The sequence below is a fragment of the Trichocoleus sp. FACHB-262 genome, from assembly GCF_014696035.1.
Classification (GTDB): Bacteria; Cyanobacteriota; Cyanobacteriia; order FACHB-46; family FACHB-46; genus Trichocoleus.
In genome coordinates this window covers 732,639-746,241 of the sequence record NZ_JACJPK010000017.1, presented here as the reverse complement: position 1 = coordinate 746,241, position 13,603 = coordinate 732,639, and the positions used below count along the sequence as shown (strand labels likewise).

Below are 13,603 nucleotides of genomic sequence, written 5' to 3'. Positions count from 1 at the left end.
GCTGGTGTACCAGTTATCGTGCCAACGGTAAACGCTGGGTAGCCAAGTGCGGAGCGGATAACCGCTGAAAGCATCTAAGTGGGAAGCCCACCTCAAGATGAGTGCTCTCATGGAGTTAATCCAGTAAGGTCACGGGCAGAACACCCGTTAATAGGTTGTAGATGGAAGTGTGGCAACACATGAAGTCGAGCAATACTAACAGACCGAGGGCTTGACCTCAAATCACAACAGACGTTGGTGACGAAAAGACAAGGGACTATGCAGCCTTCAAGGTTTTGGAGATATTCCTGGTGTTCATGGCGCGGTGGAACCACACTGACCCATCCCGAACTCAGAGGTGAAACGCTGTAGCGGCGACGATACTTTGGGGGCAGCCCCACGGGACAATAGCTCGATGCCAGGATAATATTTAAGAGAAGGCTCCTTTTTGTAATCAAGGGAGCCTTTTTGGTTACAGTTCTTGGGCCTAATTGGTGGTGTTTAAGGTTTTGACTGTTAGAACCTGAGGTGGAGTTGAGTCAGGAGGATAAAGAAGATCAACCTGAAGGAGGCGACGCTGGTTGCTAGGAATGTTTAAGGTGACGAGTGGTTCACCTTCTTGGCCCCGTCGTTGTACTAAATGGATATATTGAGTGAGCGGCCGATCGCCCTCATCGTTATAACGGACCCGAACGCTACCCCGAAAGAAGACTTGACGAGCGGGTGGTTCTAGGAAGCGTAGGCCCTGCTTGCTGAGCATATCTTCTTTGAGGGGTGTCTCTAGGGAAACGGTAACTTTCTGTGATTGGCTAGTGGGATTGTGGAGCGGCAGAGTCAAGTTGTACTGAACTGCGTAGTTGCCGTGGGCTTGGTATGCTGTATCGGAATAACGAGCTTGTATCGGAGCGCTCTGGATTTGATTCGTCCCTAGAGTGCCAGCTAGTAATGTGCTGAGGCCATAGGAGAATGCTTGTCCTGCCGTTGGAATGGTTAGGAATTGGTTAGTGGAGCTATCGACAAGTTGAGACTGCCAGGTAGATCCTTGAGCGACTCCAGCGACTCGACTGTAAATTACTTGGCCTGTTTTGGTATCTGGAGGTGTAGGAGTTCGATCGCGTGGTCCTGATAACTCACCATTGTTTAAGAGGTTTTCCCATTCCTTTAGTGTGGGAGGCCGTTCATTACCATCCGCATTGGTCTGCGCAAACATCCCTAAAGTAGCCAGATAGACTGGTCCGTTGCTCCTTAAGCGCATTAATGTAGAACGACCATTGATAGGCGGATCGAGAGTTTTAACTGGGATTGGGAGATTGAGGAGCATGCGGCTCTCTCTTGGTGGAATTACCAGTTGTGCTGGAAAGTCAGCTTGCCTTCTGCCTCGCAAGATATCATTCATGGCGCGATCGCCTGGGCCTGCGTAGACGCTCCCAGTTGGATTTTCAATGTAGGGAGGTAGCTCAATAAAGGGGGCATCTGGTTGGCTGAGATAACTAGCGGCTTGCAGAATATCAACGGTGACTGGTTGGCTGCTGGAGTTGTGGAGAATTGCACCTAAATACAGTGTCTTCAAATCTTCAGGGGTAGTCGCTTTAGCAATGTGATGTGCGAAGAGATCGAAGCGGCCCTGAAGGGGGACATTAAGATGAGCCGCAGGAAAGCGTTTATTTGCAGAAGGAAAGGTCGAAAGTAGAATCCCTTCTTTCTGCACTACTTCCGGGCTATTGCTATTGAAGACTAAAACATCATCTAACTGACCAGGTAACGCCCTGACTTCTTGCAGACGCACAAATTCTTCCGAAGGCGGTGGGGAAGGCGTAGGAGTGGCTTGAGCCAAAGTGAAGAGGGGCAACAACGAGAACATGTGGCAGTTTGCTCGAAACGTATCAATAATAAGAAGTCTACGGGGTGCGGTAGGTTTTTATATTTGCCTTCGAGAAAATTGATTTGTCTAGAGTGAATCCGATCGGTTACAGGCTCAGCAAGCGCTGCATAATTGTTAAGAAATCGGGCACGACGAGTTCTAGGTTTTGTGGAGTCAAAACTGGTACGTGAACAAAGAGGCAATGATTCTGGAGCTTTTGCTCTCTGCAATATTTCAAGAGCGAGTAATAAAGCCAATTACAAACAAATTGCCCAGCATCGTGACTGATGGCTGTTATGCGTAGGGCTGCGATTAAGGACTCTAAATCTAGAGGTGTGGTGATAACCTCATCGCCATGCTTGCCATTGGACTCCACTGTGAGCAGACAGCGGCTTTCTGCCATGCCACAACAAAGGATGATGCTGGGTTGTAATTCATCTACTTTGGCTAGAAGCTGAGATGGGGCGATATCAAAATTGACTGGAATCTGGCGGAGAAAATGCAGTTGTTGGGGGTAAGGATTTTGGTGGGAGACTATTTCCAGTAAGTCATCAGAAGAGTTCGATTGCTGGTGGGGTTGCCAGGTGGCAAAAGAAGTGAGGAGGATGGTTTGTGGCATGAGAGGTAATCTACAACCAACTACAATGAAAGTACTTTGAATCAGCGCAGGGAAGTGGGTTAATGGCAGTCATTGCAGTGGTCGATTATGACATGGGCAACTTGCACTCGGTTTGCAAAGGCTTGGAGCGAGCAGGAGCCACACCTCAAATTACCGATCGCCCTGATGAGATCGCCCAAACGGATGCAGTTGTCCTCCCTGGCGTGGGAGCCTTTGACCCAGCAATGCAACATCTGCGATCGCGCCATTTAGAAGCACCAATCAAACAAGCGATCGCCAGTGGTAAACCATTTCTGGGCATTTGCTTAGGCTTGCAAATTTTGTTTGACGGTAGTGAGGAAGGCCAAGAACCAGGCTTAGGAATTGTGCCTGGGGTGGTGCGTCATTTCCGCCGAGAGCCTGGAATTACAATTCCCCACATGGGCTGGAATCAGCTCAACTTGACGCAACCCCAGCTGCCCATCTGGCAAAGCTTACCAACTCAGCCTTGGGTGTATTTTGTCCACTCTTACTATGTTGATCCTATTGATCCTCAAGTTCGGGCTGCCACAGTGACGCATGGTTCCCAAATTGTGACAGCGGCAATCGCCCGAGACAACTTGATGGCGGTGCAGTTCCATCCCGAAAAGTCTTCTGACGCAGGCTTACAGATTTTAGCGAACTTTGTCAGTCAGGTTCGGACTGCCAGTTTAGTTGAATCACGATAATTTCAATTATATTTTTCCCTGCAAGATGACTATGGTAAGCGATCGCTGCGTTGAGCCATGAGTTTAAGGATTTATGGAAATCGCCAACTAAAGACTCTGCCTGGACAGGTCACTCGGCCTACATCTGCTCGGGTTCGAGAAGCTTTATTTAACATGTGGCAGGGAAAGGTGGAAGGCTGCCGTTGGCTGGATTTGTGTACGGGTAGCGGCGCGATGGGAGCAGAGGCCCTCTGTCGGGGAGCTACTTCAGTACTGGGAATTGAGCAATCGAGCCGAGCTTGTAGTTTGATTCGGCAAAATTGGCAGCAGGTAGCCAAACCAGAGCAGCAATTTCAGGTGTGGCGGGGAGATATCTTGCAGCGCTTGCCAGGCGCAGCGGGACAGAAGTTTGACTGTATTTATTTTGATCCGCCTTATGCTAGCGATTTGTATCAACCTGTTTTAGAGGCGATCGCTCATTATGAACTTCTAGCGCCAGGAGGCGAAGTAGCTGTGGAACATGACCCTCAAGGTTGGACAATCGGTCAAATACCCACGCTGGAAGTTTGCCGTGAGAAAAACTATGGCAACACTTCCTTAACGTTTTACTGTCAAGCTACGACTTGATTTGCAGCCCTAGAAACCGATTTGGGCAATCTAGTAAGCAAAGGCAGGTTAACCCTTGTGTTGGACTATATCTCAGGGCAATGGCAGCTTGGCGCGATCGCAAATCCTAGTCAAAAAGTTAGCCCTGACCTAGGAGGAAAACTCCGCAAGGGCCAGGGCTAGATTTTATGGATTTTACAGGCCGAGCTGGTTGCCGCGACGGTACTGTAGGTACGCTGCAACAAACAATCCAGCTAGGGTGATGGGAATCAAACCGAGAACAATCCCAGAAAGCAAAGGCTCTACCACGTCAAATCTCCTTATGACCGTTTGCAGTACGTTAACGTTTCTTGCCTGTTTCTCATACTACTAGTATTTCACCAAGTTGATTTTGTTGGTTGAGGTTGTGTGAGGCCACAGGATTGTTGACTTTGGTCAGCCATCTGAGAAAACTCTCTCCGGTTGCCTGCACGCTTTGAAACTTTTAAGCTATGTTATTGAATGAAAAATTCTTTGTATATCTCCTTTACAGTTAGAAATCTTTTGGATAACCAGACGATTAAGCCCGAAATTTTAATTCAGAAGATCAGCTTAATTGCGCTGTCAATTTTGCTGACGATTTTGTTGGTGATTCTGGGTGTCCACCAATGGCAGGTTTCTGATCCTTACGTCAAAAGTGTGCTGTCTCTTAGAGGAGACCCAGTGCTGGGCCATGCCATCTTTCAAATGAATTGTGCTGGATGTCATGGCCTAGAAGCAGACGGTCGCGTGGGTCCGAGTTTGCGGAATATCTCTGGGCGAAAGTCAAAGTTAAAGCTAATTCATCAAGTGATTAGCGGCAGAACGCCCCCCATGCCGCAATTCCAGCCGAGTCCGCAAGAAATGACAGATTTGCTGAGCTACCTGGAAACGCTTTAACTAGCCAATTTGGAATTGTTGAGCGTAGAAGCGAGCATAGCGATCGCCTTGCGCTAAAAGTTCGGCATGAGTCCCCGACTCCACCACACGGCCTTTTTCCAATACCAAAATGCGATCGGCGCGCCGGACAGTCGCAAGACGATGGGCAATGATGAACACAGTACGACCTTGCATCAACCGTTCTAACGCTTCTTGCACCAAGGCTTCAGATTCGGAGTCTAAAGCTGAGGTCGCTTCATCCAAGATGAGAATGCGGGGGTCTAGAAGTACTGCACGGGCGATCGCAATTCGTTGGCGCTGCCCTCCCGATAAATTAACCCCACGTTCTCCCACCCAAGTTTGATAACCTTCCGGAAGCTGATTAATAAACTGATGGGCGTTGGCAACTTTGGCAGCGGATTCCACAGCATCTAGGTCAAACTTAGCGCGACCAAAGGCAATGTTTTGGGCGATCGTTCCAGAAAACAAGATCGTTTCTTGAGGGACAATGCCAATCTGCTGCCGTAAACTGCGGAGAGTGACATCGCGGATATCCACGCCATCAATCAATACTTGTCCTGCTTGAGGGTCATAAAACCGGGGGAGCAAGTTGACCAATGTCGTTTTTCCCGCTCCAGAAGCACCGACGAGGGCGATCGCTTCTCCAGGCAAAGCTAGGAGGCTGAGATTTTCCAGCACAGGCTGATCGGGTTGGTAGCTAAAACCAATGTTGCGACACTCCACTTTGCCAGTCACCGCAGGCATGGACTGAGCATTCGCTTTTTCCGTGACAGCGGGCTGGATGGCAAACAACTCATAGATGCGATCAACCGACGCTTCGCCTTGCTTGAATTCGTTGTAGTTATCGGTAATGTGCGCGATCGGATCGATCAGCAAGCCAACGCCCGCCACATAACTACCAAACTCAGCTCCAGTTAGGTTGCCTTGGGAGATCTGCCAACCCCCTAAAAGCAGCAACAACAGCACACTTAGCGCGTAGAGAAACCCCACTACAGGAAATTGCACCGCCCGCAACCAAGCGGCTAGATATTTGGCTTGGCGATTGCGCTCTGCTTCGCGACTAAAGCGATCGATTTCATAGTCCTCGGCGGCAAAGGCCCGCACTAAGCGAATGCCACTAAACACTTCGGTGAGCAGTGAGGACAAGTCAGAAACTCGATTTTGACTGCTGCGAGAAAAAAGCAGCATTTTTTGACCAAACCAACTAATCAGAACCCCCATCAGGGGAGCAACAAGAAAGGTTGCGAGGGTCAGTTGCCAGTTGAGATAGATCATGTAGCCCAACACGACTATGAGTTGCAACACGCAAGGAATGAAGTCATGAAAGATCTTATTCACGACTTCGCCAATGCGATCGATATCTTCGGTCAGGCGGTAGGTTAAGTCTCCAGTTTGAGCGGTTTCAAAATAGCTGAGGTTGAGGGTTTGCAGATGGCTATAGACTCGCCGACGTAGATCATAGGCGATCGCCAAAGCAGCCTTAGCCATGAGCGAATCTTGCCCATACTGAGCTGTTTTCTGCACCAAAAACCCGACGGCAACTACCCCTGCCACTTGAGCCAGCTCCCTGATGTCTCCTTTGGCAGTGAGACTCAGCAGCTTCCCTGCTAACCAGACTAAAGCAGGCCAAAAAGCAGTAAATACAAGCGTGCAAGCAAAAGCTCGCGCGATCGTGCGCCAGTGAGGTTTGAGGTAGGGCAGTAACTGCCAATAGTGCGATCGTGTCTTCAAGGGGTAGCGTCCAGCAAGTGTTCTCTCCTTTGTCTGACGCTACCAGTTTTTGGTAGTTTCTGAATGGCGTAGCCTGAGGAAACTTAGGCGCGTTTCCAGTTCTTCTTAACCACCCAAATAATGAAAGCTGCAATCAGAATGCAGAGGACTACTTTAGAGAGCGGCCCGATATATTTATCCACCACATGATAGTTTTGGCCAAGGGCGTAGCCTGCATAAGTCAACAGACTCACCCATAAAGTGGTGCCTAGGGTGGAGTAGATCAGAAACGGTATCATCGGCATGCCGCTAATGCCAGCAGGGAGAGAAATCAGCGTCCGGACACCAGGGACGAGACGGCAGAAAAAGACAGCCTTGGCATTGTAGCGATCGAACCAGTCATCGGCTCGGTCAATGTCCTTGCTAGAAATAGATAACCATTTGCCATAGCGATCGGCTAGAGCTTTTAACCGCTCCTCGCCCAGTAATTTGCCTGCATAGTACCAGGGCAAGGCTCCCAATACCGTACCCAGAACCCCTGCTAAGACGGCATAGAAAAACTGCATTTTGCCTTGATAAACTGTGAAGCCTGCCAGAGGCATGATTAGCTCAGATGGAATGGGTGGAAAGAGGTTCTCCAAAAACATCAATAGACCAATACCCACGTAGCCTAGGGAGTTCATGGTGTTGGTAATCCACTCAGCCATCTGCTCAATTCCTCACAGGTAATTTAGAACATAAACAAATGGGGCGCTGAGAACGCCCCATTTCAGAGAATGCTAAAAACTAGGTTTAGGTTCCAGCAGTCCAAGAGTTAATGTACTCAATCTGCTCAGGGGTGAGCGTATCAATTTGCACACCCATTGCTTGCAATTTCAAGCGCGCAATTTCGCGATCGACTTCAGTGGGAATAGAGTGAATGCCAGGGGCCAAGTTACCCTTGTTTTTCACCAAGTGTTCGCAAGCGAGAGCTTGGTTGGCAAAGCTCATATCCATCACAGCGCTAGGATGGCCTTCTGCCGCAGCCAGGTTGACCAAGCGGCCTTCTCCTAGTACCACAACCGACTTGCCGTTTTGCAAGCGATATTCTTGGGTAAAGTTACGAACATCCTTCACTTCGGTCGCTTTAGCACCCAAGGATTTGAGGTCAATTTCGATGTCGAAGTGACCAGAGTTACAAACGATCGCACCATCTTTCATGGCTGCAAAGTGCTCGGCCCGGATGACATGCTTGTTGCCTGTAACAGTCACAAAGATATCGCCGATCGCGGCAGCTTCAGACATGGGCATGACCCGGAAGCCATCCATGACTGCTTCGATCGCCTTGATGGGGTCGATTTCAGTCACGACAACGTTGGAGCCAAGGCCGCGAGCGCGCATAGCGGTGCCCTTACCACACCAACCATAACCAGCGACCACCAGCGTTTTACCAGCCAGCAGAATGTTGGTGGCGCGGATGATGCCGTCTAAGGTGGATTGGCCTGTACCGTAGCGGTTATCGAAAAAGTGCTTGGTGTCAGCGTCGTTGACGTTCATGGCGGGGAAGGTGAGCACGCCATCTCTCAGCATGGCTTGCAGGCGCACGATCCCGGTGGTGGTTTCTTCGGTGGTGCCAATCAGGTCAGCGATTTGGTGCTGGCGCTGTTGAATTAGAGTTGCAACCACATCGCTACCGTCGTCGATGATGATGTTGGGACGATGATCTAGCGCGATTTGGACGTGACGGTGGTAAGTGTCGTTGTCTTCGCCTTTTTGGGCATATACAGAGATGTCGTGATCGGCAACCAAGCTAGCAGCCACGTCATCTTGAGTAGAGAGGGGGTTGCTGGCGATCAAGATGGCGTCGGCTCCACCCGCTTTGAGCGCGATCGCCAAGTGCGCAGTTTCCGTGGTAACGTGGCAGCAAGCAACGAGACGCAGCCCTTCAAATGGCTTTTCTTGAGCAAAGCGATCGCGGATCTGACGTAGAACAGGCATTTCCCGCCCAGCCCATTCGATCCGCTGTCTGCCTTGGGGTGCAAGTGATAAATCTTTGACTTCGTGCTTCAGCCGGATGGGAGTCGCGGTCATGAAATTGCTTCCTTAGAATATTGAACTCACTGACTTAAACTAGACTAACCGCATTTGCTGATGATCTAACACCTGGGAGCAGGTCTGATTAGCGGCAAAGACTGCGGTAAAGACTACAGGGGTTTCTCTTCAACCTGAGTTAAGTTTTCTGCCAGCAGAGGAGCGAGTTTGCTATTCAGGCGACCTGCCCGCACAAATTCTGCATAGGTATCAGCTTCGATCGCCGTTAGTTCTTCCCATAGAAGCTCATGGCTAAAATCGCGCAGATCCGGATACTCATTGTGGAGTTGGTCAATCTCACTCTGCAAATCGCTGAGCTGACCTTTGACTAATGCAGTTTGGTAGCGGTAGAACTCTGGGTCGATTTCTGGGCGATCGCTTTGCGTCAGGTGTTTTTTGACTCGATTAATCGCCACCCAACGAGCGATCGTTTCTACATATTTTTGCCGAATGGGTTGATCGTTTAGGAGCCCTAGCCGCTTTAGTAAAGGTTTGACCGTAAGTCCTTGGACTAAGAGGGTGAATAGAACCGCGCCAAAGACAGTGGCAATGATTTCTTCTCGCTCTCCCAAAATCGTGGGTACACTCAAGGCCAGAGCGATGGAAACCGAGCCGCGCAGTCCTCCCCACCACAACACCGTCTGGTCTGGTAAGGAAATGCCAGATTTGGCTACCCTATTACTCAGGGCACCTAAAGCATAGATGGCGATCGCACGGGAGAGGAGCATGGCCCCAATCGTGATGGCGATCGTGCCTAGGTTCGCACCGAGCACCGAAAAATGAATTTGATCACCAATCAGCAAGAACACGATTGAGTTGACGAAAAAAGCTAAGAAGTCCCAAAACTCAGTCACTACCAGCCGAGTTCGAGGACTCATGCCAATCCGAGAGCCGATGTTGCCCAAAATGATGCCAGTCGTGACGACGCCGATCACACCAGAACCACCCAAGTCTTCGGTAATCAAGTAGGTACCGTAGGCTGAAACAAGGGTCAGAGATTGCTCCACCAAGGGTAAATCAAACCGCTGGGTCAGATAGGAAATACCAAAGCCAATCAGACAGCCCACGCCAATCCCAATCCCAACCACCCCAATTAAACTGGCGAGCAGAGCTGAGATGTCCCAGTTGCTAGTGCCGAGGGGCAGGCCCACCAGAAACCCAAAGGCAACCACAGCCATGCCATCGTTAAATAGACTTTCGCCTTCCATCAAGGTGGTCAACCGTTTACCTGCGCCTAGCTCTCGAAACAAAGCAATTACAGACACCGGATCGGTGGCGGATAAGCTAGCCCCAACTAGCAGGGCTGTGGTCAAGGAGACACCCCCTAAGTAGATCAGTCCCCCAGCGACCCCGGCGATCGAAATGACCACCCCTAGGACTGCAAATAAGCTAATCGGGATCAAGTCTTGCTTGAGGTTAGACCACTTGATATTCCAAGCTGCCTCAAATAACAGCGGTGGTAAAAAGATAGACAGAATTAGCTCTGGCGAAAGATTCACTAAGCGAATATCAATAAACGCCAGCCCTAGCCCCACAATCACCAACAGCAGCGTGTAGGGGATTTGGCGAAACCAACTAATGATCCGGGGTAGGGTAGCAACGCTTAAGGAGACAGAGAGCACCAAGAGAAATTGCTTGAGATTTTGCTCGATCGCAACTCCCTCTGTTATTGCTTCTACAGCCATAGTTACGAAGAATGAACAACAAATCACGATTGTGATTTGCTGCCATAGTGACATACTCACCCCGGATGCTATCTAGAGGCTATTGGATTGAACCAAGACGCTGTTAGTACAGAAATACTATAATGGTATCGAAGGCTAGCTCCTCAGTTTTGGTCGCAAAAATGGTCGATTTTTCAGCGCTTCCAGGGTGGTTATTACCCTAAAATAAGACATCTACATAGGCTCTGTATGTAGTGCTTATAAACTACAATAGATCTAGTGAGATTCAAGTTCTAAATATGCAGATCGGTCGCTTTTTTTCGTTACAGCAAGGTCGCGTCGGTCAGTACCTGTCATCCCGAGTTTTGGTCGTACGCAGCCCCTTTCAGAAGTTGCCTAAATCGGGTGGACCTGCCGCAGCTTGCTACTTCGGTTTCGACAAGTTGAGCAAGGCTCAAGCTTTCGCCAAGTACTTATCTGGCTTGGGTTATACCTATCAGCTCCGGCGCGGAAAGATGCTGTCTCAGTACACCTATGAGATCGCTTTGCGGGAGCATACTGACCTCGCAAAGGTCTTAGCCTATTGGGATCGGATGGACGTAAAACGGCCCAGTTTGAGTGCTAGTCAAGCCAATATTCGCGATCGCGCCTTACAGGTTGCACCTCCAGTTTTGGCTGCTTAAGCAGTGTACAACGGGCCTGTTTTTTCTTGAAAATGTGGTGGCAATACACTACAATAAATACAGTGATTCAAGTTCTTGCGCCATGACTAAGCACTACATTCTCAGCGTGGACCCAACCGCCAAATATGACTGGGACCGTTGTACCCTCCGCGACCCCATCACCGCCAATCGCCCTGACCTGGCTGAGCTAATTGCCGAGGCAGTCGGGGAAGCGGCTGGCTCTTATTTGGTATCGGTCAATATTGAAGTTCAGGTATTGGAGCAGACCGCACCTAATGCTCAAGCGAAGCGTCTGCTTCCCAGCGATCTGGATGCGGCAGTGCGATCGCAGCGAGTGCAGTTGGAGGAACTAGCTGCGTAATTTAGGCTGATGCCTATTGCTTTCTAGGCTGGGTTGCTGTTCTACTCAGCCTCTTATTGATTCCTGACCCTTACATTCAAGTTCTTAGTTTGCTTAGGGAAGATATTTATGAAATTCAGCATCAGCCAGTATCCTGCCGCGATCGCTCAAGCTGCTCAGGCAGTGAATGAGCTGGAGCACCAAATTGGGGAAGCCCGCCAGCATATTGCTCGCTTAGAAGGCAATGCTGACATGGTCGTGGCGTTTGAAACCAACTTGAAGAATGACAACCAACGCAAGGCTCGCCGTTTTGAAGTGCTGCAAGTAAATCCTGAGTATCAGCATGCGATGGATGCCCTGCTGCGTCTGAGCACCGAGAAATCTAATGCCTTGGCTCATCTAGAGCATTTGCGGAACGAGTTTAGCGTTGCCAAGCTGGAAACTCGTCTCGCGATCGCTCAGCAGCTCACTGGCTTGGAAACTCGCGAGTTCGTTGGGCTTTAGTCACTTAACCGTTCAGCTTCTCTGCTCTCAAATCTGTTTTTGAGAGAAATGTAGTGGCAGTAGGACCCTTGTCCTGCTGCTTTTTTCTTGAAAATCAAGCGGTATTTCTACACTTAATTACTTATACAAATAAATAGAAATAAAAAAGTGGCCCCCGCCGCGAGGTGAAGGTCACTTAGTGATTCAAGTTCTTAATTTAAGCCTAGTAGATGAAGGAGGTTTATGCAAGAAAATGTGGTGGAATTAATTCGAGAGCTGATGAAAACTCAGCAGATGAGCATTCGCAAAATTTCCGCGCGAATTGCTAAAGAGCATGGAGGCAGTGCTTTAGGCTATACTCAGCAAATTAATCGGATTCTGAATGATTCGGACTACGATCCTAATTTTTCTACCGTTCAAAAAGTGCTTTCTGCCCTCAATTGTTCCTTCTGGCAATTGACGACTACTCAGACAAATTTCGACTTTAAAGCGATAGAAGGGCGTTTAGATCACTTAGATACAGAGCTTGCAGATTTAAAGCTAGCGGTGGACCAACTCCGGGGATCTGTTGAAGGATTGGTGCAAGAATTACGCCTTAGCCAGCCTGAAGTAAAGCGGCCATCAGCTTCTATTCATTCGTCTAGTTAATTTGATTATGGATACAATTCTCACGCCGACAGAAATTTCTGATTTTCGCGCTGAACTGAGCGATTATCCTCAAGCTTTGGTTGCTTTAGATGTGATTGAGGACTGTGAGGGGGATCTGGAGGATGCGGCGATCGCCCTAGCAATCCAGGTTGGGCAACAACCTACCACCTCTGAGGGTTGGATCACGAGTTTAGCGAAGCGCTGGCGGCCCAGGCTATGTCAGGCAGAATTACGAGCCGATTTGGTGGACAACCGCGTGGCGACTACCATCACACAGCTAGTCGAGACCAAAGCGTTACCTTGGGAACTGGCAACTCTCGTGAGCATCTACGCCGCTAAAGCTGGAATCGACGATTTTTGTAAGCCGCTGGAAGAAAAACTGTAGGCTTTTATGGTTTAGGCGGAAACTCCTGCGATCGCACCTCACTGGCAAAGCCTTGCACTGCTTGGGTAATGCTCTCTCGTAAGTTGGCGTAGGTTTTGGCGAAAGGAGGTTGCCAACTGGAGAGCCCTAGCAAATCCGCTGTAACAAGCACCTGACCGTCACAGTGCGGGCCAGCACCAATGCCGATAGTAGGAATAGTGAGTTTCTGGGTGATTTGCTGAGCTAAATCAGCAGGGATATGTTCCAAGACGATCGCGAAGGCTCCCGCTTGTTCGAGGGCGATCGCTTCTGCCAAAATTCGTTCTTTGGCTTCTACGGATTTGCCTTGTTGACGGTAGCCAAGTTGATGGACTGACTGTGGGGTCAGACCGACGTGCCCCATCACAGGGATGCCAACCTGGACTAAATGAGTGACAGTATCAGCCATCGCTGGGTATCCGCCTTCTAGTTTCACGGCTTGGGCACCTGTTTCTTTGAGGACTCGCCCTGCTGATTGGATGGCTTGTTGCCAACTCTCTTGATAGCTCAAAAATGGTAGGTCAACGACAATTAGTGCTTGTTTGACTCCTCGGCGAACTGCTTTAGCATGGTGCAGCATTTCTTCGAGAGTAATGGGCAATGTGGTTTCGTAGCCTAGTGCCACCATTGCTAGCGAATCTCCAACGAGGAGAATATCGGCACCTGCTTGATCCAGAATTTGAGCGAATGCGTAGTCCCAAGCGGTAAGTACGACGATGGGACGACCTTGCTGTTTCCATTGGCTCAACTGCTGGATTTTAACTGTCATGTTTACTTTGCTGAACGAAGTTCTAGTCTCACTTGTTTATGTGTGCGATCGCAACTAGGCGCTAAAACCAAGAGCTTGGGGACACTTGCCCCCAAACCCCCGCTGAAGGACGGCTGCGTCCTCCAGACCTCCTCCAGACGAATCTAGCTATAAGCGTTTCGATA

Annotated in this window: 16 protein-coding genes and 2 rRNA genes; 10 read left to right on the top strand and 8 right to left on the bottom strand. The window is 49.5% G+C overall.

Features of this window, described 5'->3' with window-relative positions:
- Together H6F68_RS04510 and rrf are read left to right on the top strand one after the other, a co-directional pair.
- Positions 1 to 219: ribosomal RNA gene (locus H6F68_RS04510) — 23S ribosomal RNA — on the top strand; the annotation flags it as partial.
- Between the two features lie 67 nt (positions 220 to 286).
- A 5S ribosomal RNA gene (gene rrf / locus H6F68_RS04505) occupies positions 287 to 403 on the top strand.
- A gap of 63 nt (positions 404 to 466) precedes the next feature.
- Here rrf and H6F68_RS04500 read toward each other — a convergent pair.
- Together H6F68_RS04500 and H6F68_RS04495 are read right to left on the bottom strand one after the other, a co-directional pair.
- On the bottom strand, positions 467 to 1,840 hold the full coding sequence (locus H6F68_RS04500; protein ID WP_190556737.1) for a DUF3370 domain-containing protein: 1,374 nt from the start codon (positions 1,838 to 1,840) through the stop codon (positions 467 to 469).
- 106 nt (positions 1,841 to 1,946) lie between these two features.
- The gene (locus tag H6F68_RS04495; RefSeq protein WP_190556735.1) at positions 1,947 to 2,459 is read right to left on the bottom strand and encodes a peptidase C15; all 513 of its coding nucleotides are present in this window, start codon (positions 2,457 to 2,459) and stop codon (positions 1,947 to 1,949) included.
- A 62-nt stretch (positions 2,460 to 2,521) separates the two neighbouring features.
- Between H6F68_RS04495 and hisH the strand changes: the two genes are divergently transcribed.
- On the top strand, positions 2,522 to 3,166 hold the full coding sequence (hisH, locus tag H6F68_RS04490; protein WP_190556733.1) for an imidazole glycerol phosphate synthase subunit HisH: 645 nt from the start codon (positions 2,522 to 2,524) through the stop codon (positions 3,164 to 3,166).
- Between the two features lie 57 nt (positions 3,167 to 3,223).
- Complete coding sequence (gene rsmD, locus H6F68_RS04485) at positions 3,224 to 3,772, top strand: 16S rRNA (guanine(966)-N(2))-methyltransferase RsmD (RefSeq protein ID WP_190556731.1); 549 nt, start codon at positions 3,224 to 3,226, stop codon at positions 3,770 to 3,772.
- Between the two features lie 174 nt (positions 3,773 to 3,946).
- Here the strand turns inward: rsmD and petG are convergent, their stop codons facing one another.
- Entirely contained in the window at positions 3,947 to 4,060 is a 114-nt protein-coding gene (petG, locus tag H6F68_RS04480) for a cytochrome b6-f complex subunit V (RefSeq protein ID WP_190431032.1), read from the bottom strand.
- Between the two features lie 192 nt (positions 4,061 to 4,252).
- Here petG and H6F68_RS04475 point away from each other — a divergent pair, with 192 nt between their 5' ends.
- A complete protein-coding gene (locus H6F68_RS04475) occupies positions 4,253 to 4,669 on the top strand; it encodes a cytochrome c (protein WP_199299867.1) in 417 nt (138 codons plus the stop codon).
- On the opposite strand, the gene H6F68_RS04470 is transcribed toward H6F68_RS04475, so the two are convergent.
- The 4 genes from H6F68_RS04470 to H6F68_RS04455 all read right to left on the bottom strand — a co-directional run bounded on the left by H6F68_RS04470 (position 4,670) and on the right by H6F68_RS04455 (position 10,134).
- A complete protein-coding gene (locus H6F68_RS04470) occupies positions 4,670 to 6,400 on the bottom strand; it encodes an ABC transporter ATP-binding protein (RefSeq protein ID WP_190556729.1) in 1,731 nt (576 codons plus the stop codon).
- Between the two features lie 83 nt (positions 6,401 to 6,483).
- Positions 6,484 to 7,086: a DedA family protein gene (locus tag H6F68_RS04465; RefSeq protein ID WP_190556727.1), complete on the bottom strand. Its 603-nt coding sequence runs from the start codon at positions 7,084 to 7,086 to the stop codon at positions 6,484 to 6,486.
- 85 nt (positions 7,087 to 7,171) lie between these two features.
- Positions 7,172 to 8,449 (bottom strand): adenosylhomocysteinase, encoded by a 1,278-nt coding sequence (gene ahcY, locus H6F68_RS04460; protein ID WP_190431036.1) that lies wholly within the window; start codon positions 8,447 to 8,449, stop codon positions 7,172 to 7,174.
- A gap of 113 nt (positions 8,450 to 8,562) precedes the next feature.
- Positions 8,563 to 10,134, bottom strand: a complete 1,572-nt coding sequence (locus H6F68_RS04455) for a sodium:proton antiporter (RefSeq protein WP_190556725.1) — start codon at positions 10,132 to 10,134, stop codon at positions 8,563 to 8,565.
- A 278-nt stretch (positions 10,135 to 10,412) separates the two neighbouring features.
- On the opposite strand from H6F68_RS04455, the gene H6F68_RS04450 reads away from it, so the two are divergent.
- The 5 genes from H6F68_RS04450 (at position 10,413) to H6F68_RS04430 (ending at position 12,652) form a co-directional block, all read left to right on the top strand.
- On the top strand, positions 10,413 to 10,796 hold the full coding sequence (locus tag H6F68_RS04450; protein WP_190556722.1) for a hypothetical protein: 384 nt from the start codon (positions 10,413 to 10,415) through the stop codon (positions 10,794 to 10,796).
- A gap of 82 nt (positions 10,797 to 10,878) precedes the next feature.
- Complete coding sequence (locus tag H6F68_RS04445; RefSeq protein WP_190550833.1) at positions 10,879 to 11,157, top strand: hypothetical protein; 279 nt, start codon at positions 10,879 to 10,881, stop codon at positions 11,155 to 11,157.
- 108 nt (positions 11,158 to 11,265) lie between these two features.
- Positions 11,266 to 11,640 (top strand): hypothetical protein, encoded by a 375-nt coding sequence (locus H6F68_RS04440; protein WP_190550835.1) that lies wholly within the window; start codon positions 11,266 to 11,268, stop codon positions 11,638 to 11,640.
- Between the two features lie 222 nt (positions 11,641 to 11,862).
- Positions 11,863 to 12,267 (top strand): helix-turn-helix transcriptional regulator, encoded by a 405-nt coding sequence (locus tag H6F68_RS04435; protein ID WP_190556719.1) that lies wholly within the window; start codon positions 11,863 to 11,865, stop codon positions 12,265 to 12,267.
- Between the two features lie 7 nt (positions 12,268 to 12,274).
- Positions 12,275 to 12,652 carry a hypothetical protein gene (locus H6F68_RS04430; RefSeq protein ID WP_190431041.1) on the top strand — a complete coding sequence of 126 codons (378 nt, stop codon included), beginning with the start codon at positions 12,275 to 12,277 and terminating at the stop codon, positions 12,650 to 12,652.
- A 4-nt stretch (positions 12,653 to 12,656) separates the two neighbouring features.
- On the opposite strand, the gene panB is transcribed toward H6F68_RS04430, so the two are convergent.
- Entirely contained in the window at positions 12,657 to 13,439 is a 783-nt protein-coding gene (panB, locus tag H6F68_RS04425) for a 3-methyl-2-oxobutanoate hydroxymethyltransferase (RefSeq protein ID WP_190550838.1), read from the bottom strand.
- Positions 13,440 to 13,603 lie beyond the last annotated feature (164 nt).